Origin of the sequence: Citrobacter rodentium NBRC 105723 = DSM 16636, from assembly GCF_021278985.1 — a bacterium.
In the GTDB taxonomy this organism is placed as follows: Bacteria; Pseudomonadota; Gammaproteobacteria; order Enterobacterales; family Enterobacteriaceae; genus Citrobacter_A; species Citrobacter_A rodentium.
On record NZ_CP082833.1, the window covers coordinates 4623706 to 4649590 of the forward strand.

Sequence of the window (25885 nt, forward strand, 5' to 3'; positions counted from 1 at the left end):
GCAAAACCCGGCGACGGGCGTGACCGGGTTAGTATTCAGCCGGTTAAGCGGATAATTGCTGAGCAAACCCGCGCGACGCTTCGCGCCTGCACGGCGCCATAAAAACAGATTTTTCAATCATGAAATTCGGATTTTGGATGCTCGATTGTCGCTGAAAATTCGGTACACTCGAATTAAGTTCAATCTCAACAAGGAATAGCAACTCTTTGCCCTGAGTCAAACGAACTGGATTTATTTAACTGGAGAAACGGCGACGTTCATTTTTAAAATAGCGCGCTTTATTTATGTCGTCGTACTGTAGACGATAATTGTTGAGACCACGATTGTGGTTATTTGTTATCAGAGGTGGTTATGTTGAGAAAATTAGCAGCTGAATGTTTTGGTACATTCTGGCTGGTTTTTGGTGGCTGCGGGAGCGCCGTTCTGGCGGCAGCATTTCCGGAACTGGGAATTGGCTTTGCGGGCGTGGCGCTGGCATTCGGGCTGACAGTATTAACCATGGCCTACGCGGTAGGGCATATTTCCGGCGGTCATTTTAACCCGGCGGTAACGTTGGGCCTGTGGGCTGGCGGTCGTTTTGCGACGAAAGAGGTCATTGGCTATATTATCGCACAGGTGATCGGCGGTATTATTGCGGCAGCGGCGCTGTATCTGATTGCCAGCGGTAAAGCAGGCTTTGACGCGGCGGCCAGCGGTTTTGCCGCCAACGGCTATGGCGAACATTCGCCGGGCGGTTATTCAATGCTCTCCGCCATTGTCATTGAGATTATCCTGACGGCTGGTTTCCTGCTGGTCATTCATGGCGCAACTGATAAACGCGCGCCCGCAGGTTTCGCGCCCATTGCTATCGGTCTGGCGTTAACCCTTATTCACCTGATTAGCATCCCGGTGACCAATACTTCCGTCAACCCGGCGCGCAGCACCGCGGTCGCTATTTTCCAGGGCGGCTGGGCGCTGGAACAGCTGTGGCTGTTCTGGGTGATGCCGATTATTGGCGGGATCGCCGGCGGGCTTATTTATCGCACGCTGCTGGAAAAACGCGATTAATAACCGGTGTCGGGTGGCGGTTACACGTTACCCGACCTCAATATCCGTAGCGCAGACAGGCCGGGATAACCCGGCCTTTTTTTTACTCCTTTACCTGACAGCCTTTTCTGGATAGTGTCTTTAACGGCAAACACATTTTTACAAGGACCCGGCTGTTCATGTTTTCAGGACTTCTTATCATCCTGCTTCCGCTGATTGCAGGTTATCTTATTCCGCTCCGGCATCGCGCGGCATTAAAACTCATCAATCAACTACTGAGCTGGATGGTTTATCTGATTCTCTTTTTTATGGGGATCAGCCTGGCCTTTCTGGATAATCTGGCGAGTAATCTGCTCGCAATTTTTCATTATTCCGCGGTCAGCATTACGGTTATTTTACTGTGTAATATTGCCGCGCTCCTGTGGCTGGAGCGTGCCCTGCCCTGGCAACACCATCATCAGCAGGAAAAACTGCCTTCGCGTATTGCGATGGCGCTTGAATCGCTGAAACTGTGCGGCGTGGTCGTTGCCGGTTTTCTGCTCGGGCTGAGCGGCTTTTCGCTTTTGCAACACGCCACCGAAGCCAGCGAATATACCCTGATTCTGTTACTGCTGCTGGTCGGTATTCAGCTGCGTAACAGCGGAATGACCTTAAAGCAGATTGTCCTCAACCGCCGGGGGATGATTGTCGCCGTGGTGGTGGTGGTCAGCTCTCTGGCTGGCGGGATAATCAACGCCTTTATTCTCGATCTGCCGATAAAAACCGCGATGGCGATGGCCTCGGGCTTCGGCTGGTACTCCCTTTCCGGTATTCTGCTCACCGAATCGTTTGGCCCGGTGATTGGCAGCGCCGCGTTCTTTAACGATCTGGCGCGCGAACTGCTGGCCATTATGCTGATTCCGGGCCTGGTACGCCGCAGCCGCTCCACCGCGCTCGGTCTGTGCGGGGCGACCTCTATGGATTTCACCCTGCCGGTGCTGCAACGCACGGGCGGGCTGGAGATAGTCCCCGCCGCCATTGTGCACGGTTTTGTTCTTAGCCTGCTGGTGCCGATTCTGATGGCCTTTTTCTCCGCATAATACCTCTCTGGCGGTAGGCTTCTGCCGTCAAAATTGCGCTAAATCAATCTCCCTGTAAGTTGTGGCAGAAATTCCTTTTCTCTGGTTACACAGAGGCATAACCTTAAACATGTATATTAAATATAACTTTAAAAGGTGTGACCATGTTTTGTGTGCAATGTGAACAAACCATCCGTACTCCGGCAGGAAACGGCTGCTCTTATGCGCAGGGTATGTGCGGTAAAACGGCTGAAACCTCCGATTTGCAGGATCTGCTGATTGCTTCCCTTCAGGGGCTCTCTGCATGGGCGGTAAAAGCCCGCGAATACGGTATTATCAACCATGAGGTGGATAATTTTGCGCTGCGCGCGTTCTTTTCCACGCTGACTAACGTCAACTTCGATTCTCCGCGCATCGTCGGCTACGCCCGCGAAGCCATCGCCATGCGTGAAGCGCTGAAAGCGCAGTGTCTGCAACAGGACGCCAGCGCCAGGGTCGCTAACCCGATGGCCGATCTGCAACTGGTAAGCGACGATCTGGGCGAGCTTCAGCGCCAAGCGGCGGAGTTCACCCCGAACAAAGATAAAGCCGCTATCGGCGAAAACATCCTCGGCCTGCGTCTGCTGTGCCTGTACGGTCTGAAAGGCGCGGCGGCCTATATGGAACACGCCCACGTCCTCGGCCAGTACGATAATGATATCTACGCCCAGTACCATAAAATCATGGCGTGGCTGGGCACCTGGCCTTCCGATATGAACGCGCTGCTCGAGTGCGCGATGGAAATCGGCCAGATGAACTTTAAGGTAATGAGCATTCTGGACGCCGGTGAAACCACCAAATACGGTCACCCGACGCCAACTCAGGTTAACGTAAAAGCCACCGAAGGGAAGTGCATCCTGATCTCCGGCCACGACCTGAAAGATCTCTACAATCTGCTTGAGCAGACCGAAGGCACCGGCGTCAACGTCTACACCCACGGAGAAATGCTGCCCGCGCACGGTTATCCGGAGCTGCGTAAATTCAAACATCTGGTCGGTAACTACGGCAGCGGCTGGCAGAACCAGCAGGTGGAATTCGCCCGTTTCCCTGGCCCTGTCGTGATGACCTCGAACTGCATCATCGACCCGACGGTCGGCGCCTATGACGATCGTATCTGGACCCGCAGCATCGTCGGCTGGCCGGGCGTCAGCCATCTTGAAGGCGACGACTTTGCTCCGGTAATCGCCCAGGCGCAGCAGATGGCGGGCTTCCCGTACAGCGAAATTCCGCACCTGATCACCGTCGGTTTTGGCCGTCAGACCCTGCTTGGCGCGGCGGATACCCTGATTGACCTGGTGAGCCGCGAAAAACTGCGTCACATCTTCCTGGTCGGCGGCTGCGACGGCGCGCGCGGCGAACGTAACTACTTCACCGACTTTGCCACCAGCGTACCGGACGACTGCCTGATCCTCACGCTGGCCTGCGGTAAATACCGCTTTAATAAGCTGGAGTTCGGCGATATCGAAGGTCTTCCGCGCCTGGTGGATGCAGGACAGTGTAACGATGCCTACTCCGCGATCATTCTGGCGGTCACGCTGGCGGAAAAACTGGGCTGCGGCGTCAACGATCTGCCGCTGTCGCTGGTGCTCTCCTGGTTCGAACAGAAAGCGATTGTCATTCTGCTGACCCTGCTTTCGCTGGGCGTGAAAAATATCGTCACCGGCCCGACGGCCCCTGGCTTCTTCACCCCTGACCTGCTGGCGATCCTCAACGAAAAATTCGGCCTGCGTTCCGTCACCACCGTTGAAGAAGATATGAAGCAACTGCTGAGCGCGTAAGGAGTAAAGCGATGACAATGCCAACCAATCAGTGCCCGTGGCGGATGCAGGTACACCACATCCATCAGGAGACGCCGGATGTATGGACGATAGCGCTGCTGTGCCACGACTATTATCCGTATCGCGCCGGGCAGTATGCACTGGTCAGCGTGCGTAACTCAGCGGATACGCTGCGCGCCTACACCCTTTCGTCAACGCCGGGCGTCAGCGAGTACATTACCCTGACCGTTCGCCGCATTGATGAAGGCGCCGGGTCCCAGTGGTTAACCCGTGACGTGAAGCGCGGCGACTATATCTGGCTGTCCGATGCGATGGGCGAATTCACCTGCGACGATAAAGCAGAGGATAAGTTCCTGATGCTGGCCGCCGGCTGTGGCGTCACGCCGATCATGTCGATGCGTCGCTGGTTGGCGAAGTATCGCCCGCAGGCCGATGTGCAGGTGATCTATAACGTGCGCTCGCCGCAGGATGTGATTTTCGCGCAGGAGTGGCGGCAGTATCCGGTCACGCTGGTGGCGGAAAACAACGCCAGCCACGGCTTTGTCGCCGGTCGCCTGACCAGCGAACTGTTGCAGCAGGTGCCCGATCTGGCCTCACGTACCGTAATGACCTGCGGCCCCGCGCCGTATATGGATCTGGTCGAGCAGGAAGTGAAAGCGCTGGGCGTGACGCGCTTCTTTAAAGAGAAGTTCTTCACCCCGGTCGCCGCGGCGGCGAACAGCGGGCTGAAGTTCACCAAACTGCAACCGGCCAAAGAGTTTTACGCCCCGGTTGGCACCACGCTGCTGGAGGCGCTGGAAAGCAACAAGGTGCCGGTGACCGTCGCCTGTCGCGCTGGCGTCTGCGGCTGCTGCAAAACGAAAGTGGTATCCGGCGAGTATACGGTCAGCAGCACCATGACGCTGACCGACGCGGAAATCGCCGAAGGCTACGTGCTGGCCTGCTCCTGCCATCCGCAGGGCGATCTGGTGCTCGCGTAAAGACCTGGCCGGATAGCGCTCCGGCCTGACAATACCCTCTGGCCGGATAAGGCGGTGATATGCCTTATCCGGCTTTTTCCTTTCTTCCCCGCAGCCCAAAGTGACAAACGCCCCCATCATCTTCGACTAGACTTGTAACCGTTATCACAATGTTAAGGAGATGGAGAACCATGAAACAAACGGTTGCCGCTTTTATTGCGAAAACGCTGGAACAGGCTGGCGTGAAACGGATCTGGGGCGTGACGGGCGATTCGCTGAACGGTCTGAGCGACAGTCTCAATCGCATGGGAACGATTGAGTGGATGTCGACCCGCCATGAAGAGGTCGCGGCGTTCGCCGCCGGAGCGGAAGCCCAGTTAACCGGCGAGCTGGCGGTATGCGCCGGCTCCTGCGGACCGGGCAACCTCCATCTGATTAACGGCCTGTTTGACTGTCACCGCAACCACGTCCCGGTGCTGGCCATCGCCGCGCATATTCCCTCCAGCGAGATCGGCAGCGGTTACTTCCAGGAGACCCACCCGCAAGAGTTGTTCCGTGAATGCAGCCACTATTGCGAGCTGGTTTCCAGCCCCGAGCAGATCCCGCAGGTGCTGGCGATCGCCATGCGCAAAGCGGTGCTCAATCGCGGCGTGTCGGTGGTGGTGCTGCCGGGCGACGTGGCGCTGAAACCGGCGCCGGAAGGCGCCAGCAGCCACTGGTATCATGCGCCGTTGCCGATAGTCACGCCCGCGGAAGAAGAGTTACGCAAACTGGCGCAGCTGCTGCGCTACTCCAGCAATATCGCCCTGATGTGCGGCAGCGGCTGCGCGGGCGCGCATAAAGAGCTGGTTGAATTCGCCGCCAAAATCAAAGCGCCCATCGTCCACGCTCTGCGCGGCAAAGAGCATGTGGAGTACGACAACCCATACGACGTGGGGATGACCGGGCTTATCGGCTTCTCGTCCGGTTTCCACACCATGATGAACGCCGACACGCTGGTGCTGCTCGGCACCCAGTTCCCCTATCGCGCGTTCTATCCCACCGATGCCAAAATCATTCAGATCGACATTAACCCGGCGAGCATCGGCGCGCACAGTAAAGTCGATATGGCGCTGGTCGGCGATATTAAAGCGACCCTGACGGCGCTGCTGCCGCTGGTGGAAGAAAAAACCGAGCGTAAATTCCTCGATAAAGCGCTCAGCGATTACCGCGACGCGCGTAAGGGGCTGGACGATCTGGCAAAACCGAGTGACAAAGCGATACACCCGCAGTATCTGGCGCAGCGGATCAGCCACTTTGCCGCCGATGACGCCATCTTCACCTGCGACGTCGGCACGCCGACGGTATGGGCGGCGCGCTATCTGAAGATGAACGGCAAACGGCGCCTGCTCGGCTCGTTTAACCACGGCTCCATGGCTAACGCCATGCCGCAGGCGCTGGGCGCCCAGGCCACCGCGCCGGACCGTCAGGTGGTGGCGATGTGCGGCGACGGCGGGTTCAGTATGCTGATGGGCGATTTCCTCTCGGTGGCGCAGATGAAGCTGCCGGTGAAAATCGTGGTCTTTAACAACAGCGTGCTCGGTTTCGTGGCGATGGAGATGAAGGCGGGCGGCTATCTTACCGACGGCACCGAACTGCACGACACCAATTTTGCGCGGATTGCCGAAGCGTGCGGCATTCCGGGAATTCGCGTGGAAAAAGCCACCGACGTTGATGAAGCGCTCCAGCGCGCCTTCGCCATCGACGGCCCGGTACTGGTGGATGTGGTGGTCGCAAAAGAAGAGCTGGCAATCCCGCCGCAGATTAAGCTGGAGCAGGCCAAAGGGTTCAGCCTCTATATGCTGCGCGCGATCATCAGCGGGCGCGGCGATGAAGTGATCGAACTGGCAAAAACCAACTGGCTCAGGTAAAACATCTCACATTACCTCTTAAATGAAAGGGATGTGAAATGATTGATTTACGTAGTGATACCGTTACCCGACCGGGTCGCGCCATGCTCGAAGAGATGATGGCCGCCCCGGTCGGGGATGACGTGTACGGCGATGACCCCACCGTTAACCAACTCCAGCGCTATGCGGCGGAACTGAGCGGCAAAGAGGCGGCGCTATTTTTACCCACCGGCACCCAGGCAAATCTGGTGGCGCTGCTCAGCCACTGCGAGCGCGGCGAAGAGTATATCGTCGGCCAGGGGGCGCATAACTATCTGTACGAAGCTGGCGGCGCGGCGGTGCTTGGCAGCATTCAGCCACAGCCGATCGACGCGGCGACTGACGGTACGCTGCCGCTGGATAAGGTGGCGGCGAAAATCAAGCCGGACGATATCCATTTTGCCCGCACGAAGCTGCTTAGCCTTGAAAACACCCATAACGGCAAGGTGCTGCCGCGCGAATATCTGAAAGAAGCGTGGACCTTCTCCCGCCAGCACGGGCTGGCGCTGCACGTCGACGGCGCGCGCATTTTTAACGCCGTCGTCGCCTACGGCTGCGAACTGCAAGAAATTACTCAGTATTGCGACTCTTTCAGCATCTGCCTGTCGAAAGGGCTGGGAACGCCGGTCGGATCGCTGCTGGTCGGCAGCCATGATTACATCAAACGCGCCACGCGCTGGCGGAAAATGACCGGCGGCGGTATGCGTCAGGCCGGTATCCTCGCGGCAGCCGGGCTGTATGCGTTGAAAAATAACGTTGCGCGTCTGCAGGAGGATCATGATAACGCCGCCTGGCTGGCGCAGCAGCTGCGTGAAGCGGGCGCGGAGGTAATGCGCCACGATACCAATATGCTGTTTGTACGCGTTGGCGAAGAAAACGCCGCCGCGCTGGGCGCGTATCTCAAAGAGCGCCGCGTGCTGATTAACGCCTCGCCAGTCGTCCGTCTGGTCACCCATCTGGACGTCTCGCGCGAACAGCTTGCCGATGTCGTCGCCCACTGGCGCGCCTTCCTGACCCGCTAAGGAGATGACCGTGCCGCAACGCATTCTGGTTCTTGGCGCCAGTGGTTACATTGGTCAGCACCTGGTGCAGGCGCTCAGCCAGCGGGGGCATCGGGTGCTGGCGGCGGCACGGCGCACGGAGCGGCTGGAAAAAATGCAGCTGGCGAACGTCAGCTGCCATAAGGTCGATCTCAACTGGCCGCACAATCTGCCCGCCCTGCTGGAGCAGGTGGATACGCTGTACTATCTGGTGCACGGCATGGGCGAAGGCGGTGATTTTATCGCCCACGAACGGCAGGTGGCGCTGAACGTCCGCGACGCCCTGCGTGAAACGCCGGTCGGCCAGCTGATATTTCTCAGTTCGTTGCAGGCGCCGGAACATGAGCAGTCGGATCACCTGCGCGCGCGGCAGTTGACGGCGGACACCCTGCGCGAGTCCGGGGTGCCGCTCACCGAACTGCGCGCCGGGATTATCGTCGGAGCGGGTTCCGCAGCCTTCGAAGTGATGCGTGATATGGTCTATAACCTGCCGGTGCTGACGCCGCCGCGCTGGGTGCGTTCGCGCACCACGCCCATCGCGCTGGAAAATCTGCTGCACTATCTGGTGGCGCTGCTGGATCACCCTGCCCATGAGCATCGGGTGTTGGAAGCCGCCGGGCCGCAGGTGCTCAGCTATCAGCAACAGTTTGAACACTTCATGGCGGTCAGCGGCAAGCGCCGTCCGCTGATCCCCATCCCCTTCCCGACCCGCTGGATTTCGGTCTGGTTCTTAAACGTCATTACCTCCGTCCCACCGACCACCGCAAAGGCGCTGATCCAGGGGCTGAAACACGATCTGCTGGCCGACGACCGGGAGCTGCGCGCACTGATCCCGCAAACGCTGATCGCCTTTGACGATGCGGTACGCCGCACGCTGAAGGAGGAAGAGAAGCTGGTCAACTCCAGCGACTGGGGTTACGACGCGCAGGCGTTCGCCCGCTGGCGTCCCGAATACGGTTTTTTCGCGAAACAGGCCGGATTCACCGTCAACACTTCCGCCAGCCGCAAGGCGCTGTGGCAGGTGATTAACCGTCTCGGCGGCAAAGAGGGCTATTTCTTCGGTAATGTTCTGTGGAAAACCCGCGCGGCGCTGGATCTGCTGGTCGGTCACCGGCTGGCGAAAGGCCGTCCCGCCCATCCTTATCTTCAGCCCGGCGATACGGTAGACAGTTGGAAAGTGATCATCGTCGAGCCGGAAAAACAGCTGACGCTGCTGTTTGGCATGAAGGCGCCGGGACTTGGTCGTCTGAGCTTCACGCTGGAAGACAAAGGAAGCCACCGGCAGCTTGACGTGCGCGCCTGGTGGCACCCGCACGGGATGCCCGGCCTGTTTTACTGGCTGCTGATGATCCCGGCGCACCTGTTTATCTTCCGGGGTATGGCGAAAAAAATCGCCAGCCTTGCAGAACAAATCACAGATAATTCGTAAAAACTTGCTGTATTGTCTCACGTTTCCCATTGCATACCGACGTAATTCACGGAAGAATGCGCGAGACGTTTTATAAATACAGTGGATTGATATGAAGGTACTGGTTACCGGCGCAACCAGCGGCTTAGGTCGAAACGCGGTTGAGTTTTTGCGCAACAAAGGCATCAGCGTCAGGGCCACCGGTCGCAATGAGGCGATGGGGAAGCTGCTCGAAAAAATGGGCGCTGAATTTGTCCATGCGGATCTGACCGAGCTGGTCTCGTCGCAGGCGAAAGTCATGCTGGCTGGCATCGACACGCTGTGGCACTGCTCGAGCTTTACCTCGCCGTGGGGCACCCAGGAAGCCTTTGATCTGGCCAACGTCCGCGCAACCCGTCGGCTGGGCGAATGGGCGGTGGCCTGGGGCGTGCGTAATTTTATTCATATCTCATCCCCGTCGCTCTATTTCGATTATCACCACCATCGCGCTATCAAAGAGGAGTTCCGCCCTCACCGCTTCGCCAATGAGTTTGCCCGCAGCAAGGCGGCGGGTGAAGAGGTGATTAGTCTGCTGGCGCAGGCGAACCCGCAGACGCGCTTTACGGTATTGCGTCCGCAGAGCCTGTTTGGCCCGCACGACAAGGTGTTTATTCCCCGACTGGCACATATGATGCACCACTACGGCAGCGTCCTGTTGCCGCACGGCGGCAGCGCGCTGGTCGATATGACCTACTACGAAAACGCCATCCATGCGATGTGGCTGGCCAGCCAGGAAAGCTGCGACAATCTGCCGTCCGGGCGGGCCTACAACATCACCAACGGCGAACCGAAAACCCTGCGCAGCATCGTGCAGAAACTCATTGATGAACTGAACATCCATTGCCGGATCCGCTCCGTTCCCTACCCGATGCTGGATATGATCGCCCGCAGTATGGAGCGTTTTGGCAACAAATCCGCCAAAGAGCCCGCGCTGACCCATTACGGCGTGTCGAAACTGAATTTCGATTTTACGCTGGATATCACGCGGGCCGAAAATGAGCTGGGTTATAAGCCGGTCGTGACGCTGGATGAAGGGATTATCAAAACCGCCGCCTGGCTGCGCGATCACGGAACGCTGCTTCGCTAGCATGACCGTTGGCCGGAGGGCGGCTGCGCCTTCCCCGCACTACCTCTCCTGGCCGTACTTTTCCAGCAACGCCTCGGCGATCGCCTGCGTCTGCGCATCCGCAACGCCGTTCCATAGCGCGGGGCGGAAATGCATCTGGAAAGCCATGATCACCCGCTGCTGCTCGCGTTCGCTCATGTCAGCTTTGACCTCATAGCCATAGCGCGACAGCAGATCCAGCACCGACTCGCGCGCAACCGGCGTATGCGGCGCGCGTCCGGCGAGATAAAAGTTTACCCGCTGTGCGTCCGGCCAGGCGCCAATCCCCTGCTGCGCAAGCTGCTTCCAGGGAAACAGCGGCCCCGGATCGTCCTTACGCTGCGGGGCGATATCGGCATGCGCCACCACGTTCTGCGGTTTAATCTGATAACGGGCAACAATCTCTTTCGCCAGCGGGATCAGCGCCTGGATCTGCGCCGGTTCGAACGGCGCAAAATATTTCTCGCCCGCCGATTTCCGCCAGCCGCGATTCTCCAGCTCAATGCCAATCGAGGTATCGTTGATTCGCGTCGCGCCGCGCCAGTCGCTGGCCCCGGCATGCCAGGCCAGCTCCTCTTCCGGCACCAACTGCCAGATGCGCGGTTTGCCGCGGTGCAATGGCGGCACCGCCGGGATCAGGTAGTGCGAACTGACGTTTTTTCCCGTCAGGGTCGCCAGCGAGGTGTCGAAATCATCCGCCGTATAGTGGATAACTAACACCTTGATTCGCGGCCAGGCCGCCTGCGCCTGATGACGGGTGTCGAGCTGGTATTCCGGTTTGTCAATAATCCCCTGTTCGCCCGCGCAGCCCGTCAGCAGCAGCGCAGCGGCCACCAGCCATAGCAACGCTCTCATCGCCGTGTTTTCACCGCCGTGCCGCTCACGCTGACCATCAGCATGCTGCCGTCTTTACCAACGGTTTCGTAGTCGATATCAATGCCGACCACCGCATCCGCGCCCAGCGCTTTCGCCTGATCGCCCAGTTCTTCAAAGGCGATCTCCCGCGCTTTGCGCAGCTCTTTTTCATAAGAGCCGGAACGACCACCGACAATGTCGCGGATACCGGCAAAGAAGTCGCGGAAGATGTTAGCGCCCAGGATAGCTTCGCCGGTGACCACACCGCAGTATTCCACGATGCTTTGTCCTTCAAGAGTAGGGGTGGTTGAATATTGCACGTTGACTCTCCTTTGTTGAGCGATACGCAAAATCACAGGGGATCGCGGGCCTGTATCCCGAATCATTGCCTTGCAGGCAAGCCGAAGTATGACAGGGATAAGCGCACGATCGTTAAAGCATTATCGGACCGATACACTATCATTGAAAGGTTATAACCGAATAATGTAGAAGACTATTGCCACAAGCTTATAAGGAAATCACTATGCGCTATTCGAAACTCTCCCTGCTTGCCCCCTGCGCGCTGCTGCTCAGCGCCTGCACCACCGTCACGCCAGCCTATAAAGACAATGGCCCGCGCGCTGGCGCCTGCGTAGAGGGCGGCCCGGACAGCGTGGCACAACAATTTTATGACTACCGCATCCAGAATCGCAGCAATGATCTTACGGCCCTGCGCCCTTATCTGAGCGACAAACTGGCAAAACTGCTGGCTGACGCCAGCCGCGACGGTCAGCAGCGCCAGCTGTTGAGCAGCGATCCTTTCTCCAGCCGCGCCACTCTGCCGGACAGCGCCAGCGTCGCCAGCGCTTCAACCATTCCCAACAGAGACGCGCGTAATATTCCGCTGCGCGTGGAGCTGAAACAGGGTGAGCAACGCTGGCAGGATGAAGTGTTAATGATCCACGAAGGCCAGTGCTGGGTGATTGACGACGTGCGCTACCTCGGCGGCAGCGTACACGCCCCGGCAGGCACCCTGCGCCAGTCGGTGGAAAACCGTTAATTTACTCCCAGGCCGGATAAGCGAAGCGCCGCCCGACATGCCGGATGGCGGCGCAAGCGCCTTATCGGGCCTGCTTCTTTCCCGTAAATTGTCCGGCGTTCTCTCCAGGATGCCGACAATCATGCTTACCCCCAATTACCCTCGTTATTTTGTGCTATGTTTAACGGTAAATGCGCGCTATATTTAACTTTTAAAGCATAAATATTGCATAACTATTCTGCCAAAGGTACTATCTGCGGCTTCAATAGCTATCAGACGGCCAGTATACGAGTATCAATGAGTATTCAATTAAACGGCATTAACTGCTTCTACGGCGCGCATCAGGCGCTGTTCGATATCACGCTGGATTGCCCGCAGGGCGAAACGCTGGTGTTGCTTGGCCCAAGTGGGGCGGGAAAAAGCTCGCTGCTGCGCGTACTTAATCTGCTCGAGATGCCGCGTTCCGGTACGCTGGATATTGCGGGCAACCATTTTGACTTCCGTAAAACGCCGTCCGACAAAGCCATTCGCGACCTGCGTCAGAACGTCGGCATGGTCTTTCAGCAATACAACCTGTGGCCGCACCTGACCGTGCAGCAAAACCTGATCGAAGCGCCCTGCCGCGTACTGGGCCTGTCGAGAGATCAGGCGCTGGCCCGTGCGGAAAAGCTGCTGGAGCGTCTGCGTCTGAAGCCCTACAGCGATCGCTACCCTCTTCATCTTTCCGGCGGCCAGCAGCAGCGTGTCGCCATCGCCCGCGCGCTGATGATGGAACCGCAGGTGCTGCTGTTTGACGAACCGACCGCCGCGCTGGATCCGGAAATCACCGCGCAAATCGTCAGCATTATCCGTGAACTGGCGGAAACCAATATTACTCAGGTGATCGTCACCCACGAAGTCGAAGTGGCGCGTAAAACCGCCAGCCGCGTCGTGTATATGGAAAACGGTCATATCGTCGAGCTTGGCGATGCAGGTTGCTTTGCCAACCCGCAAACCGAAGCGTTTAAAAACTATCTCTCTCACTAAGATTCGGGACAACGACAATGAAAAAAGTTCTGATTGCCGCGCTTATCGCTGGCTTTAGCCTTTCTGCTACAGCAGCACAGACCATTCGTTTTGCGACCGAAGCGTCCTATCCTCCGTTTGAATCAATGGACGCGAACAACAAAATTGTTGGCTTTGACGTCGACCTGGCTAACGCGCTGTGTAAAGAGATCGACGCCACCTGCACCTTCACCAACCAGGCGTTTGACAGCCTGATCCCCAGCCTGAAATTTCGTCGTTTCGACGCGGTAATGGCCGGGATGGACATCACCCCTGAGCGTGAAAAACAGGTGCTGTTCACCACTCCGTACTATGACAACTCGGCGCTGTTTATCGGCCAGCAGGGCAAATTCACCAGCGTTGAGCAACTGAAAGGCAAGAAAGTGGGCGTGCAGAACGGCACCACCCACCAGAAATTCATCATGGATAAACATCCGGAAATCACCACCGTTCCGTACGACAGCTATCAGAACGCGAAGCTGGATCTGCAGAATGGCCGTATTGACGGCGTATTCGGCGATACCGCGGTGGTGACGGAGTGGCTGAAAGATAATCCGAAGCTGGCGCCGGTGGGCGATAAAGTAACGGATAAAGACTACTTCGGCACCGGTCTGGGCATCGCCGTCCGTCAGGGCAACACCGAGCTACAACAGAAATTCAATGCGGCGCTGGAAAAAGTGAAGAAGGATGGCACTTACGAAACCATCTATAACAAATGGTTCCAGAAGTAAGCCTTGATGAACGAATTCTTTCCTCTGGCAAGCGCCGCCGGGATGACCGTCGGCCTTGCCGTTTGCGCGCTGATCCTCGGCCTGGCGCTGGCGATGCTTTTTGCCGTCTGGGAGTCGGTAAAATGGCGTCCGGTGGCATGGGCCGGTTCAGCGCTGGTGACGATTTTACGCGGCCTGCCGGAGATTCTGGTGGTGCTGTTTATCTATTTCGGCTCCTCGCAGCTTCTGCTGCTGCTCTCTGATGGCTTTACCATTAATCTGGGCGTGGTACAGATCCCGGTACAGATGACGATCGAAAACTTCGACGTCAGCCCGTTTCTGTGCGGCGTGATTGCCCTCTCCCTGCTCTATGCGGCGTATGCGTCGCAAACCCTGCGTGGCGCGCTGAAAGCGGTGCCGGTGGGCCAGTGGGAATCGGGCCAGGCGCTGGGGCTGTCGAAAACGGCAATCTTCTTTCGCCTGGTGATGCCGCAGATGTGGCGCCACGCGCTGCCCGGTTTAGGCAACCAGTGGCTGGTGCTGCTGAAAGACACCGCGCTGGTGAGTCTGATCAGCGTTAACGATCTGATGCTGCAAACCAAAAGCATTGCCACGCGTACCCAGGAGCCGTTTAACTGGTACATCATCGCTGCGGCGATCTATCTGGTGATAACCCTGATCAGCCAGTACATCCTCAGACGCATTGACCTGCGCGCGACACGTTTTGAGCGGAGACCAGGCTGATGCTTGAGTATTTACCTGAACTGTTGAAAGGGCTGCATACCAGCCTGACGCTGACGGTGGCCTCAATTGTCGTTGCCCTCATTCTGTCGCTGATTTTCACTATCATTCTGACGCTGAAAACGCCGGGCGTGGTCTGGCTGGTGCGCGGATACATTACGCTGTTTACCGGGACGCCGCTGCTGGTGCAGATCTTCCTGATCTACTACGGGCCGGGGCAGTTCCCGACGTTGCAGGAGTATCCGGTGCTGTGGCACCTGCTCTCTGAGCCGTGGCTGTGCGCATTGATTGCGCTGTCGCTGAACAGCGCCGCCTACACCACTCAGCTGTTCTACGGCGCGATTCGCGCTATTCCGGAAGGCCAGTGGCAGTCCTGCGGCGCGCTGGGGATGAGCAAAAAAGACACGCTGGCGATTCTGCTGCCGTATGCGTTTAAGCGCGCCCTCTCCTCTTACTCCAACGAAGTGGTGCTGGTGTTCAAGAGCACCTCGCTGGCCTACACCATCACGTTGATGGAGGTGATGGGTTACGGTCAGCTGCTGTATGGCCGCACGTACGACGTGATGGTGTTCGGCGCGGCAGGGGTGATTTACCTGATCGTCAACGGGCTGCTGACGCTGATGATGCGTTTGATAGAGCGTAAAGCGCTGGCCTTCGAGCGGCGGAATTAACCGGCCTGCGAATGCATAACATCCAATAGCGGAAACGGACAAGCCACTCACTTGTCCGTTTTTTTTAGGTCGATAACTAATATTTAATCATTTTTATTGCATATAAATTCATTTACTGGCATTGTTAACCCATGCCGCAGAAACGGCGCCTAATCATAACGGGAGTCAAATCATGAAAAAGTTAGTTCTGGCCGCATTACTTGCCTCTTTTGCTGTCGGCGCCTCTGCCGCAGAAAAAATCAGCTTCGGCGTTTCCGCCACCTATCCGCCGTTTGAATCACTGGACGCCAGTAACCAGATCGTCGGCTTCGACCTCGATCTGGCAAAAGCCCTGTGCAAACAGATGCAGGCAGAATGTACATTTACTAACCATGCTTTCGACAGCCTGATCCCGGCGCTGAAATTCAAAAAATATGACGCGGTCATTTCCGGTATGGATATCACCCCGGAGCGGAGCAAGCAGGTCGCCTTTACCAACCCGTATTACGCTAACTCCGCGCTGGTGATTGCCAAAAAAGACGCCTATAAAACCTTTGCCGACCTGAAAGGTAAACGCATCGGGATGGAAAACGGCACCACGCACCAGAAATATTTGCATGATAAGCATCCGGAAGTACAAACCGTGGCTTATGACAGCTATCAGAATGCGATTATCGACCTGAAAAATGGCCGTATTGATGGCGTGTTCGGCGATACCGCCGTGGTCAACGAATGGTTAAAAACCAACCCCCAGCTGGGCGCGGCGACAGAGAAAGTGACCGATCCGCAATATTTCGGCACCGGCCTGGGCATTGCGGTGCGCCCGGATAACAAGGCGCTGTTAGAGAAGCTGAACAGCGCGCTGGCGGCCATTAAAGCTGACGGCACCTGGCAGAAAATCAACGACCAGTGGTTCCCGCAGTAAGCAATATATCGCCTGCATCCGCAGGCGATTCTTTTACGCCATCTCCAGCCCTAAGCGGTAATACTGTTCTTCAGGGGCATCACTCTCCTTCATTAGCTGAATAAGTCGCGCGATCATTCTGGCCTCAATTGCCTCATCCTTAATGGGATTGAGTTGCTGAGGATCGTTGTGCAGATCGAACAGCAGATGGCCGACCTCGTTAACGCCCTGATATTTTTCTCTGGCAGGGATGCGCAATATCGGTAGCCCCCTGGTAAAGCGAAAAGGCGGAGCAAGCGCCAGCACTTTCAACTCCTCAATCGAATAGCGGCTGTTCATTTTAGTGGGCATCAGGGTGTAGTTCGCTATGCTATGCTCGCGCCCCGGCAGCGCCGCGCGCATATAAACGTAGCGCCCGTCAGTAACGTTCACATGCCCGCTGAATACGCCGAACAGCGCCGCGTCGCGCACGGGCCTGTCGCTGGCAAACGTTGCGGCAAGAGAATGTCCCTGTACATCAGGGGGAATCGGCTGCTGAAAGAAATCATACAGCATCGGCGCCCAGTCAATCATCTGCACCAGCGCCTGTCGGCGTTCGCCCTGCGCCGCGCTGCGTGGATCCCAGATAAACAGCGGATTGTTAGCCACCTCGTTATAATACGGCATCTGGTTTTTCGCCCACCAGCCATGCTCGCCCAGCAAAAAGCCGTGGTCCGTACCGACAATAAGCAGGGTGTCGCGCCAGAGATCGTACCTGTCCATCAGATCGAGAATGCGCCCTAAATTTCGGTCGCACATCGAAACCAGCGCGCGATAGCAACAACGGATATGTTCAACCGCCTCTTCACTCTCGCATACTTTACCTCGTGGCCAGTCGTAGTGCGGCCCCTGCCAGCTATCTTCATAAAGCGAAAGGTACGCCTGCGGAGCATAAAACGGCTCATGCGGGTCGAAGGTTTCCACCTGCAGCAGCCAGTTATCCTCGCCATGATTTTTTTCCAGAAAAGCACAACCTGCGTCAAACACTCTGGTCTGCGGAAAATCTGCCTCCTGCTGAATACATTCGCGGTTCGCCCAGTCATGCCGCCACAGCCCGGAGACGCCGCCGCCGGTTTGCTTTTGCGGCACCCGCAACACGGGTGGAACAGGCGGCTCCGCGACGCTAGCCTGCCAGTGGTCCCCCTCCTGACCTCGAATAATTTCCCATGAGCTGTAGCGGTTATGATAATTACCGCCGCCATCTTCCCAGTAATGCAGATGATCGCTGATCAAATGCGTATAGATTCCGGCTTGCTTCAATTGCTCCGGCATTGAATCATCAAAAGGCTCCAGCGGCCCCCATTCCCGGTGTAAAAAATTATAGCGCCCGGTGTGTATTTCCCGCCGGGCGGGCATACAAGGCATACTGCCAACATAGCTATTTTCAAACGTTACGCAATGCTCCGCCAGACGCTGAAAATTTGGCGCAACCGTTAATCTGTCGCCATAGGCAGGTAAGTATTTTTTATTCAGACTATCAAATAAAAGAATTATGGCTTTCATGCGTTAACCTTAACTTTTTATCAGATGAGGAAAATGCACCTTTACCACATCATAAATTTGCTGAGCGATTTTTTCTCCGTCCATAATATTTTCAATGGGAATAAGATATTGCCCCTGCTTCGGGTCCAGACTGACCACGTCTAAAAGTTTTTTCGAAATGGCATAAATATCAGCCCAGTCGGTAAAACCACCCACTTCGCCTGCTGCCGTATGTTCCATATCGCATTTAAAGTCATATTTCGCCAGCGCTTTTTTCACTACCGTCTGTAGCATCACGCTGCTGCCAACTCCATAACCGCAGACAAATAAAACATTGATATTATCTTTCATTTTCATTCCTTAATAATTAATCGCGTGAATTAGCCCGCAAAAGGCCCAAGCTGGAAAGTTGAGGCAATAAACTTCAGCACTTCGCATACGGCTGGCCATAGCGTTGCCCAGTCGAAAATACCGGTCCAGCCGACACCGTCTTTAGCCAGTCCGCTCAACGGAATAGCCCAAACCGTTCCAAACGTCTGAATAATACCTAACAGAAAAGTACAGATAATAACGGAGCGATAACCGCCGAGACGATTCGCTAACACGCCAATGGGGCCACCGGAAAAGAAGAGCGGAACGAAACCCGGCAACACCATAATCGGGCTATGGACCAGCAACAATATTCCCATCGAGAAAATCGTACCGAAGGTACAAAAAACGAAGCCCAGCGTGGCTGCATTCGGTGAAAACGGCAGTAAGGCCGCGACGTCAACGGCGGGTATCGCATTGGGAATAAAGCGATCCTGCCAGCCTTTAAAGGAGCCGTTGATTTCACCCACCATCATGCGTACGCCCTGCAGCAGAATAACCATATACATTGAGAACTGCAGGCCGAGGTTGATAATGTAGATGTACCAGGGTTTCCCTTTCGCCATCAGTTGAACGTTATCCGTCCCGGTGGACAGCAGAAAACCGCCGACAAACAGGGTCATAACAATAGCGATAGCCGTGACATTATGGTTAAAGATTGCTAACCAGCCCGGCAGCTTTAAATTTTCCGCGTCGTGCTTTTGCGGATCGCCAAATTTATGCGCGAATTTTGAAAAAAACCATAATCCAAGCATCTGGTTATGGGCGATTGTAAACCCCGCATTATTGGTAATTTTCGCCACAGGACCGGCAATAAGCGTGGTGGCAAACGCCCAGAATAGTCCGGTGAGGATACCGGCGATAATAATCGACTGTACCCAGCCAAAACCGAGCCAGAAGACAATCAGCCACAGCACCGCCTGAGAATGCGACACGCCAGTATTGCCGGTTAAGAATATCCCTTTCGCTCCGGTAAACCTGCCGAATAAAACGAGTAAGAGATTGGTAAAAAAGGCCAGGACAAAAACGTAGCCGACATAGCCAAAATTATCGCCGAGGGCAATTTGCGTCGCTGCTTTCATGGCATAGGAATCCATTAAATAACCATGAACGCCATACGCTTTGCTTACCGCTTCGGCAACAGGTTTAAACGTGGCGGAAAATTGAAACCCGCCAAATAAAACCATCATCAGGCCGACCATTGCGCTGACCATACCGGTAATTATCTTGATGGGCGATTTTTTATCGAGGGTATAGCCGATACCCACCAGTAGACCAATTAATATTGCAGGTTCCGTTAAAAACGTCTTGGATGACATCTATAATTTTAGCAAACATTATCCCCTCGCCCTCCGTAAGCGAAATTTCTTATCGTCAATTCATATGCCCTTTGCTGAAATGTCTGACTGCTTCGTGAAAGCCCTTTTTCCTGTGCGTTAATATTTCCGTGTCGCTGCTGTTACTGCACTCTAATAATCAAATTATGTCATTAAAAGATTTTTATTGCTTATTTGTGATTTCATTTGCAAAAATAGAGCAATATATAATCATGATCGATCGGATATTTTCACCGATCGATCATGATTATTATTAGATCTGAATAGTCGGGAAGGTTGTATTTGCGAGGTGTATTAGTTTCTGATCAACAGCGTCAATACTTCATAATGCGCGGTATGGGGGAACATATCGAAAAGCTGAACGCGTTCGATGCGATAGCCCGCCAAACTGGCGATATCTTTTGCCATCGTCTGCGCATTGCAGCTGGAATAAATAATAAATTGCGGCGCCATTTTACCGAGATAGTCGCACAGCGCTTTGCCGATGCCGCGACGCGGCGGATTAACCAGCACCAGCTGCGGCACGCTTTCCTGCGCGGTGGCGAACCGGGTGGAGTCCAGCGCCTGAAACTGCAAATTTGTTAATCCCAGTTCAGCGGCAGATTGCGTCGCGCAGGCAATCGCCTCGGGGGAGATCTCAATGCCGGTTAGCCGCATCTCCGGCGTGGCGCAGTGCAGACCAAAGCCACCGACGCCGCAGAACAGATCCCACATATGCGTAACCGGCAGCTGACGCACCCAGTCACGCGCCGTGGCGTACAGCCGACTCGCCACCGTCGGGTTGGTCTGGAAGAAGCTTTGCGGGCGGATCCACAGCGGCACATTGTTAAAACGCTCCGCCAGCGCCTGCTGTTCGGTCAGGAAAATTTCTCTCTCCCCTTCCATAATCGCCATATGCACCGGCTGCAAATTGACGCTGATTACCTTCAGTTGCGGTAGCTGCGCCTGTAGCCACGGCAGCGCGGCGCGCAGTTGGGCAAGCTTATTTTCCGAGCGCAGAACAAAGCGCAGCATCATCCCGCCATCCAGCTGGCTTTCGGTCAGCAGAAGATACTTCAGCTCGCCGCGTCTGCGCGCCACGTTATAAGGCGTTAACCCCGCACGGGCGATAAACGGCTTCAGCGCGGCAAAAACAGGAGCAAAGGACGCGGGATACAGCGGACAGTCGCACAGATCCTCCGGCGTTCCGTCGCGATGCAGCATCCCGAGCAGCGGTTTTTCTACGCTGCCGCTGACCACCATTTTCGCTTTATTGCGAAAGGCCCGCTCCGGGCCGCTGACCGGCGCGCACCACTCCGCCACCGGGAAACCGGCAAGCAGATGGTGAAGATCGGCCATTTTAGCGGAGAGCTGCTCGCCTGGCGGCTGCGTGAGCCACTGGCAGGAGCGGCAGCGGCCAGCGTCATAAAGTGCGCAATGCATACAAAAACCTTGAAACGATCGGGGCGACGATTATACACATTATTCGCGCTTTTGCAGGCCGGATAAGGCATACACACTGCCGTCCGGCCCATTACGTCAGCGTTACTGAAGCTGAAAAAACCGGCGGCTCGCGGCGGGGACAAACAGCAGACACAGCACCAGCGCGTCCGGCAGCTTTTGCATCGCCAGCGAATGCAGTATCTCGCGCTTCGACTCTCCGGCGATGCTGAACAGCTCCGGATAACCGTAGCCCAGCGAGGCCGCCCATAAATAGCCCGCCGCGGTAACCTGAGTCAGCAGATAAATCCAGCGCGCCCAGTTGCGCCCTTTCACCAGCGAAAAGGCGCACCAGATTTCGATAAACACCAGCGCCAGGCTGCTGAGAAACACCAGCGTCAGGCTCCATGTCTGTACGCTGCGGTAAATGAACTCGCCTAAACCGCGGGCGCCGAGCGTGTTGACGATCATCAGCACGTCGAGACAGCGGATCATGATAATGGCGAGCGCCGCCACCTGCACCAGCGCAGGGACGTTAGGTCGTGCGTGCGAATGATGTGTTTTCTTTAACAATCCCACTGTCATACTTCCCTGAAAAACAGTGCTGCGTCAGGCGCGGCACTTCACCGGAAAGTGTAATTGCTTCATCCGCGTCTTGCACGCTGGATATCACGGATTCGCTGCTTTTCCGTACGCGCCATCAGATACCAGGCGATAAAACCGACAATACCGACTACGCCGAGGATCAGCGTGGCGAGGGCGTTGATTTCCGGGTTCACGCCCATCCGCACGCTGGAGAAGACCAGCATCGGCAGCGTGGTCGCGCCGGGACCGGAAACAAAGCTGGCAATCACCAGATCGTCAAGCGACAGGGTAAACGCCAGCAGCCAGCCGGAAATAATCGCCGGCATAATCATTGGCAAGGTAATCACAAAGAACACCTTCAGCGGCGTGGCGCCCAGATCCATCGCTGCCTCTTCGATAGAGCTATCCAGTTCGCGCAAGCGCGAGGAGATCACCACCGCCACATACGCCGTACAGAAGGTGACGTGCGCCAGCCAGATGGTCAACATGCCGCGATCCGACGGCCAGCCAATGACATGACCGAGCGCGACAAACAGCAGCAGCAGGGAAAGACCGGTGATGACGTCCGGCATAACCAGCGGCGCGGTGATCATAAACGCAAAGCCGTTAGCGCCGCGAAAACGGCCAAAGCGCACCATCACCACCGCCGCAATGGTGCCGAGGATCGCCGCCATCGTCGCCGCACAGGCGGCAATCGTCAGGCTTAAGCCGACGGCGCTCATCATCGCATCGTCGCGAAACAGTTCGCCGTACCAGCGCGTCGACCAACCCGCCCATACCGTCACCAGTTTAGAACTGTTGAAAGAGTAGATTACCAGCATCAGCATCGGCGCATAGAGAAAGGTGAAGCCCGCCACCAGGATCGCGATGCGCCAGGGCGAGCGTATTACCGGTAAGTTGTTCATCCGTGCGCTCCTCCACTTTTCTGCTGATGCTTATGGAACCACATGATCGGGACGATCAGCAGCAGCAGCATGACAATCGCCACCGCCGAGGCCACCGGCCAGTCGCGGTTATTAAAGAACTCCTGCCACAGTACGCGGCCAATCATGATGCTGTCCGGCCCGCCGAGCAGTTCCGGGATCACAAACTCCCCTACCGCCGGAATAAACACCAGCATCGAACCGGCGATGATACCGCCTTTAGTCAACGGCACGATCACGGTGAAGAAGGTTTTCAGCGGACGCGCGCCGAGGTCAAGCGACGCTTCCACCAGCGAGTAGTCGATTCGCGTCAGCGCGGTGTAAATCGGCAGCACCATAAACGGCAGATAGGCATAAACAATACCGATATAGACCGCCAGGTTGGTATGCAGAATGGTCAGCGGCTGGTCGATGACCCCCAGCCACAGCAGAAAATTATTCAGCACGCCGTTATTTTTCAGGATCCCCATCCAGGCATACACGCGAATAAGAAACGAAGTCCACGACGGCAGGATCACCAGCAGCAGCAGAATATTGCGCGTCGACGGCTTGCTGTGCGCCACCGCCCAGGCCAGCGGATAGCCCAGCAGTAAGCAGCATAACGTGGAGATCCCCGCCACCTGTAGCGACTGTAAATAGGCCTCGAAATAGAGCGGATCGTCGGTGAGTTGCAGAAAATTATTGAGATTGAGGGTAAGCGCCAGCTGGCCGTCGGCCCAGGACATGAGCTCGCTGTACGGCGGGATCGCCCGCGCCATCTCCGCCAGACTGATTTTAAAGACAATCAAAAACGGCAGCAGAAACAGCAGGATAAGCCAGACGTAGGGTAAGGCGATGACCAGCTTGCGTCCGTGCTTCATCTGCGCGCGCGCCAGCCACAGCCGGAAACCGCCCGCTGTGACTCCGCGCATCGAAGGTTCAGGTGTACTCATTTTCGCTCCTTAAACCGTCAACACCACACAGCTGTCGGCATCCCAGCACAACCGCACCTCATCGCCCCAGGTAGGCAGCCCTTTACGGTAGCGATGGGCGTTCTGTAGCTGGGCGCTGATCATCTGCCCACTTTTCAGGCGAACGTGGTAAATGGAGAGATCGCCAAGATAGGCGATATGCACCACTTCCCCGATGGCAAAGTTAAAGCCATCGGCGGGCGGTTCCTCACAGAGCTCGATCTTTTCCGGACGCAGCGCCACATATACCGGCACGTTGTCCATCACCGACGCATCCGGATCGACCTTCAGCGGATGCACCAGCCCCGGCGAATAGAGCACCAACCCGTCCTCCTGGCGCTCTTTCAGTACGCCTTCAAAAACGTTGACCGAACCGATAAACTCCGCGCTGTAACGGGTCGTCGGATGCTCGTAAATCTCTTCCGGCTCGCCAATCTGCACAAACTTGCCGCGATTCATGATCGCAATGCGCCCGGCCATCGTCATGGCTTCTTCCTGATCGTGAGTCACCATGACGCAGGTCGCGCCCACGCGCTCCAGAATATCCACCACTTCTAGCTGCATCCGGTCGCGCAGCTTTTTATCCAGCGCGCCCATCGGTTCGTCGAGCAGCAGGAGTTTTGGCCGTTTCGCCAGGCTTCGCGCCAGCGCCACGCGCTGACGCTGGCCGCCGGAAAGCTGGTGCGGCTTGCGTCTGGCGAACTCCTGCATATGCACCAGCCCCAGCATCTCCTCGACCCGGCTGGCGATTTCCGCTTTCGGCAGTTTGTCCTGCTTCAGACCAAAGGCGATATTCTGTTCCACCGTCATATGGGGAAACAGCGCGTAGGACTGAAACATCATATTGATGGGACGCAGATAGGGCGGAACGTGGGCCAGATCGACGCCATCGAGCATAATCTGCCCGCTGGTAGGCTGTTCGAAGCCAGCCAGCATACGCAGCAGCGTCGATTTTCCGCAGCCGGATGCGCCCAGCAGGGCAAAAATTTCGCCTTTGTAAATTGTCAGACTGACATCATCCACCGCGTGTTGACCGTCAAAAGATTTGGTCAGGTTACGGATTTCCAGCAGCGGCGTCAGCGCTTTGCGGGTTTTCGCCTGCGGGCGAGGTGTGGCATCATTCACGGGGTGCTCTCCGGCATAAAACAAAAATCGTGCAGACGCCCCCTTTCGGTGCGTCTGTAGCCGGGCGGCGCACGCCAGCCCGGCCTCAGTCAGACTGACGAAAGGTTATTTACCGCTCTTCACCTTCGTCCATGCGCGGGTACGCACGCGGTCAATTTTCGGCTCCTGAACCTTCAGCGTGAACATTTTCGCGCGCACCTCAGCCGGCGGATAGATGCCAGGGTTATCCCGTACTTCCGCGCTCACCAGCGCCGTGGCCTCTTTGTTGGCGTTGGCATAGAACACATGATCGGAGATATGGGCGATAACGTCCGGACGCAGCAGATAGTTGAGGAACTGATAAGCCTCTTCTTTGTTCTTCGCATCGGCAGGCATCGCAAAGACATCAAAGAACGCCATCGCCCCTTCCTTCGGAATGGAGAAAGAGATGTTGATGCCATTCTTCGCCTCTTTCGCGCGGTTCGCCGCCTGCCAGACGTCCCCGGCCCAGCCAATCGCCACGCAGGTGTCGCCGTTAGCCAGATCGTTAATGTACTGCGAGGAGTGGAAATAGCGGATATTCGGCCGCAGCTTCAGCAGCAGATCGGTTGCCGGCCCGGTGTAGTCCTTCGCATCCGTACTGTTCGGGTCTTTGCCCAGGTAGTTCAGTACGGTAGCAAAAACCTCTTCCGGCGCGTCGAGGAAAGAGACGCCGCAGCTTTTCAGTTTTTCCAGATTTTCCGGTTTCAGAATCAGATCCCAGCTGTCCACCGGCGCGTCCGCGCCAAGCACCGCTTTGACCTTATCGACGTTATAGCCGATGCCGGTAGTCGCCCACATATAGGGCATGGCGAACTTATTGTCCGGATCGTGCTTAGCGACCAGCTTCAGCAGTTCCGGATCGAGGTTTTTCCAGCCCGACAGTTTGCTTTTATCCAGCGGCTGGAAAACGCCAGCGGTCAGCTGACGTTCCAGAAAGCTGGCCGACGGCACGACCACGTCAAACCCGGTGCTGCCCGCCATCAGTTTGCCTTCCAGCACTTCGTTAGAATCAAACACGTCATAGACCACTTTAATCCCGGTCTCTTTTTCGAAATTCGCCACCGTATCCGGGGCGATATAATCAGACCAGTTATAAACGTGGAGCGTTTTTTGTTCCGCTGCAAGCGTGCCGACAGAGACGGCCATCAGAGCACCCGCAACCAGACCCGATAGCCATTTTTTATTTAAGGCGGTCATAATCTCTTTCCTTATAGGGGTTCGTTAACAAATGAACCAAAAAAGTTGCACTCAAAGCTATGCAATAATCGTGCATACTTTGTCACCCGGCACACACAGCGAAACCTGGCCGTTATTGCTCGATGTTACAGCGCAT

General features: G+C 56.3%; 24 protein-coding genes and 1 pseudogene. 14 read left to right on the plus strand and 11 right to left on the minus strand.

Going from position 1 to position 25885, the window contains the following annotated elements; translation table 11 throughout:
• Positions 1-351 precede the first annotated feature (351 nt).
• From aqpZ to K7R23_RS22085, 8 genes are all read left to right on the plus strand, one after another.
• Positions 352-1047, plus strand: coding sequence for an aquaporin Z (gene aqpZ / locus K7R23_RS22050; RefSeq protein ID WP_012905212.1), 696 nt, complete (start codon positions 352-354; stop codon positions 1045-1047).
• 158 nt (positions 1048-1205) lie between these two features.
• Positions 1206-2105, plus strand: a complete 900-nt coding sequence (locus K7R23_RS22055) for a LysO family transporter (protein ID WP_012905211.1) — start codon at positions 1206-1208, stop codon at positions 2103-2105.
• 143 nt (positions 2106-2248) lie between these two features.
• Complete coding sequence (gene hcp / locus K7R23_RS22060; RefSeq protein ID WP_012905210.1) at positions 2249-3901, plus strand: hydroxylamine reductase; 1653 nt, start codon at positions 2249-2251, stop codon at positions 3899-3901.
• An 11-nt stretch (positions 3902-3912) separates the two neighbouring features.
• Positions 3913-4881 (plus strand): NADH oxidoreductase, encoded by a 969-nt coding sequence (hcr, locus tag K7R23_RS22065; protein WP_012905209.1) that lies wholly within the window; start codon positions 3913-3915, stop codon positions 4879-4881.
• Positions 4882-5051: 170 nt separating this feature from the next.
• A complete protein-coding gene (gene poxB / locus K7R23_RS22070) occupies positions 5052-6770 on the plus strand; it encodes a ubiquinone-dependent pyruvate dehydrogenase (RefSeq protein WP_012905208.1) in 1719 nt (572 codons plus the stop codon).
• Between the two features lie 38 nt (positions 6771-6808).
• The gene (ltaE, locus tag K7R23_RS22075) at positions 6809-7810 is read left to right on the plus strand and encodes a low-specificity L-threonine aldolase (RefSeq protein ID WP_012905207.1); all 1002 of its coding nucleotides are present in this window, start codon (positions 6809-6811) and stop codon (positions 7808-7810) included.
• Positions 7811-7820: 10 nt separating this feature from the next.
• The gene (locus K7R23_RS22080; protein WP_012905206.1) at positions 7821-9257 is read left to right on the plus strand and encodes an SDR family oxidoreductase; all 1437 of its coding nucleotides are present in this window, start codon (positions 7821-7823) and stop codon (positions 9255-9257) included.
• 91 nt (positions 9258-9348) lie between these two features.
• Positions 9349-10362: an NAD-dependent epimerase/dehydratase family protein gene (locus K7R23_RS22085; RefSeq protein WP_012905205.1), complete on the plus strand. Its 1014-nt coding sequence runs from the start codon at positions 9349-9351 to the stop codon at positions 10360-10362.
• 39 nt (positions 10363-10401) lie between these two features.
• Here the strand turns inward: K7R23_RS22085 and K7R23_RS22090 are convergent, their stop codons facing one another.
• Positions 10402-11235: an N-acetylmuramoyl-L-alanine amidase gene (locus tag K7R23_RS22090; protein ID WP_012905204.1), complete on the minus strand. Its 834-nt coding sequence runs from the start codon at positions 11233-11235 to the stop codon at positions 10402-10404.
• Positions 11232-11555 carry a heavy metal-binding domain-containing protein gene (locus K7R23_RS22095; protein ID WP_024132562.1) on the minus strand — a complete coding sequence of 108 codons (324 nt, stop codon included), beginning with the start codon at positions 11553-11555 and terminating at the stop codon, positions 11232-11234. Before K7R23_RS22095 ends, K7R23_RS22090 begins: the two co-directional genes overlap by 4 nt.
• A gap of 203 nt (positions 11556-11758) precedes the next feature.
• On the opposite strand from K7R23_RS22095, the gene K7R23_RS22100 reads away from it, so the two are divergent.
• The 6 genes from K7R23_RS22100 (at position 11759) to artJ (ending at position 16323) form a co-directional block, all read left to right on the plus strand.
• Complete coding sequence (locus tag K7R23_RS22100) at positions 11759-12274, plus strand: lipoprotein (protein WP_012905202.1); 516 nt, start codon at positions 11759-11761, stop codon at positions 12272-12274.
• A gap of 276 nt (positions 12275-12550) precedes the next feature.
• Positions 12551-13279, plus strand: a complete 729-nt coding sequence (gene artP, locus K7R23_RS22105; protein WP_012905201.1) for an arginine ABC transporter ATP-binding protein ArtP — start codon at positions 12551-12553, stop codon at positions 13277-13279.
• Positions 13280-13296: 17 nt separating this feature from the next.
• Positions 13297-14028 (plus strand): arginine ABC transporter substrate-binding protein ArtI, encoded by a 732-nt coding sequence (gene artI, locus K7R23_RS22110; RefSeq protein ID WP_012905200.1) that lies wholly within the window; start codon positions 13297-13299, stop codon positions 14026-14028.
• 6 nt (positions 14029-14034) lie between these two features.
• Entirely contained in the window at positions 14035-14751 is a 717-nt protein-coding gene (artQ, locus tag K7R23_RS22115; protein WP_012905199.1) for an arginine ABC transporter permease ArtQ, read from the plus strand.
• On the plus strand, positions 14751-15419 hold the full coding sequence (gene artM, locus K7R23_RS22120; protein ID WP_012905198.1) for an arginine ABC transporter permease ArtM: 669 nt from the start codon (positions 14751-14753) through the stop codon (positions 15417-15419). Before artQ ends, artM begins: the two co-directional genes overlap by 1 nt.
• 172 nt (positions 15420-15591) lie before the next feature.
• Positions 15592-16323 (plus strand): arginine ABC transporter substrate-binding protein ArtJ, encoded by a 732-nt coding sequence (artJ, locus tag K7R23_RS22125; RefSeq protein ID WP_012905197.1) that lies wholly within the window; start codon positions 15592-15594, stop codon positions 16321-16323.
• A 33-nt stretch (positions 16324-16356) separates the two neighbouring features.
• Here artJ and K7R23_RS22130 read toward each other — a convergent pair whose 3' ends face one another.
• The 9 genes and pseudogenes from K7R23_RS22130 to potF form a co-directional block, all read right to left on the minus strand.
• Complete coding sequence (locus K7R23_RS22130; protein WP_012905196.1) at positions 16357-17844, minus strand: sulfatase; 1488 nt, start codon at positions 17842-17844, stop codon at positions 16357-16359.
• Between the two features lie 9 nt (positions 17845-17853).
• Positions 17854-18174 (minus strand): PTS sugar transporter subunit IIB, encoded by a 321-nt coding sequence (locus K7R23_RS22135; protein WP_012905195.1) that lies wholly within the window; start codon positions 18172-18174, stop codon positions 17854-17856.
• Positions 18175-18203: 29 nt separating this feature from the next.
• Positions 18204-19530, minus strand: a pseudogene (locus K7R23_RS22140) (PTS sugar transporter subunit IIC).
• Between the two features lie 293 nt (positions 19531-19823).
• Entirely contained in the window at positions 19824-20951 is a 1128-nt protein-coding gene (rlmC, locus tag K7R23_RS22145) for a 23S rRNA (uracil(747)-C(5))-methyltransferase RlmC (protein WP_012905192.1), read from the minus strand.
• Between the two features lie 102 nt (positions 20952-21053).
• Positions 21054-21533: a YbjO family protein gene (locus tag K7R23_RS22150; RefSeq protein ID WP_042623184.1), complete on the minus strand. Its 480-nt coding sequence runs from the start codon at positions 21531-21533 to the stop codon at positions 21054-21056.
• 59 nt (positions 21534-21592) lie between these two features.
• On the minus strand, positions 21593-22438 hold the full coding sequence (gene potI, locus K7R23_RS22155) for a putrescine ABC transporter permease PotI (protein ID WP_012905190.1): 846 nt from the start codon (positions 22436-22438) through the stop codon (positions 21593-21595).
• Positions 22435-23388: a putrescine ABC transporter permease PotH gene (gene potH, locus K7R23_RS22160; RefSeq protein ID WP_012905189.1), complete on the minus strand. Its 954-nt coding sequence runs from the start codon at positions 23386-23388 to the stop codon at positions 22435-22437. Before potH ends, potI begins: the two co-directional genes overlap by 4 nt.
• A 9-nt stretch (positions 23389-23397) precedes the next feature.
• Positions 23398-24531 carry a putrescine ABC transporter ATP-binding subunit PotG gene (gene potG / locus K7R23_RS22165; RefSeq protein WP_012905188.1) on the minus strand — a complete coding sequence of 378 codons (1134 nt, stop codon included), beginning with the start codon at positions 24529-24531 and terminating at the stop codon, positions 23398-23400.
• A 105-nt stretch (positions 24532-24636) separates the two neighbouring features.
• Complete coding sequence (potF, locus tag K7R23_RS22170; protein ID WP_012905187.1) at positions 24637-25749, minus strand: spermidine/putrescine ABC transporter substrate-binding protein PotF; 1113 nt, start codon at positions 25747-25749, stop codon at positions 24637-24639.
• Between the last annotated feature and the right edge of the window lie 136 nt (positions 25750-25885).

Excerpts from the sequence above, each read along its gene's own strand:
- aqpZ (WP_012905212.1), top strand. The coding sequence starts at position 352 with ATGTTGAGAAAATTAGCAGCTGAATGTTTTGGTACATTCTGGCTGGTT.
- K7R23_RS22055 (WP_012905211.1), top strand. The coding sequence starts at position 1,206 with ATGTTTTCAGGACTTCTTATCATCCTGCTTCCGCTGATTGCAGGTTAT.
- hcp (WP_012905210.1), top strand. The coding sequence starts at position 2,249 with ATGTTTTGTGTGCAATGTGAACAAACCATCCGTACTCCGGCAGGAAAC.
- hcr (WP_012905209.1), top strand. The coding sequence starts at position 3,913 with ATGACAATGCCAACCAATCAGTGCCCGTGGCGGATGCAGGTACACCAC.
- poxB (WP_012905208.1), top strand. The coding sequence starts at position 5,052 with ATGAAACAAACGGTTGCCGCTTTTATTGCGAAAACGCTGGAACAGGCT.
- ltaE (WP_012905207.1), top strand. The coding sequence starts at position 6,809 with ATGATTGATTTACGTAGTGATACCGTTACCCGACCGGGTCGCGCCATG.
- K7R23_RS22085 (WP_012905205.1), top strand. The coding sequence starts at position 9,349 with ATGAAGGTACTGGTTACCGGCGCAACCAGCGGCTTAGGTCGAAACGCG.
- K7R23_RS22090 (WP_012905204.1), bottom strand. The coding sequence starts at position 11,235 with ATGAGAGCGTTGCTATGGCTGGTGGCCGCTGCGCTGCTGCTGACGGGC.
- K7R23_RS22100 (WP_012905202.1), top strand. The coding sequence starts at position 11,759 with ATGCGCTATTCGAAACTCTCCCTGCTTGCCCCCTGCGCGCTGCTGCTC.
- artP (WP_012905201.1), top strand. The coding sequence starts at position 12,551 with ATGAGTATTCAATTAAACGGCATTAACTGCTTCTACGGCGCGCATCAG.
- artI (WP_012905200.1), top strand. The coding sequence starts at position 13,297 with ATGAAAAAAGTTCTGATTGCCGCGCTTATCGCTGGCTTTAGCCTTTCT.
- artQ (WP_012905199.1), top strand. The coding sequence starts at position 14,035 with ATGAACGAATTCTTTCCTCTGGCAAGCGCCGCCGGGATGACCGTCGGC.
- artM (WP_012905198.1), top strand. The coding sequence starts at position 14,751 with ATGCTTGAGTATTTACCTGAACTGTTGAAAGGGCTGCATACCAGCCTG.
- artJ (WP_012905197.1), top strand. The coding sequence starts at position 15,592 with ATGAAAAAGTTAGTTCTGGCCGCATTACTTGCCTCTTTTGCTGTCGGC.
- K7R23_RS22130 (WP_012905196.1), bottom strand. The coding sequence starts at position 17,844 with ATGAAAGCCATAATTCTTTTATTTGATAGTCTGAATAAAAAATACTTA.
- K7R23_RS22135 (WP_012905195.1), bottom strand. The coding sequence starts at position 18,174 with ATGAAAGATAATATCAATGTTTTATTTGTCTGCGGTTATGGAGTTGGC.
- rlmC (WP_012905192.1), bottom strand. The coding sequence starts at position 20,951 with ATGCATTGCGCACTTTATGACGCTGGCCGCTGCCGCTCCTGCCAGTGG.
- K7R23_RS22150 (WP_042623184.1), bottom strand. The coding sequence starts at position 21,533 with ATGACAGTGGGATTGTTAAAGAAAACACATCATTCGCACGCACGACCT.
- potI (WP_012905190.1), bottom strand. The coding sequence starts at position 22,438 with ATGAACAACTTACCGGTAATACGCTCGCCCTGGCGCATCGCGATCCTG.
- potH (WP_012905189.1), bottom strand. The coding sequence starts at position 23,388 with ATGAGTACACCTGAACCTTCGATGCGCGGAGTCACAGCGGGCGGTTTC.
- potF (WP_012905187.1), bottom strand. The coding sequence starts at position 25,749 with ATGACCGCCTTAAATAAAAAATGGCTATCGGGTCTGGTTGCGGGTGCT.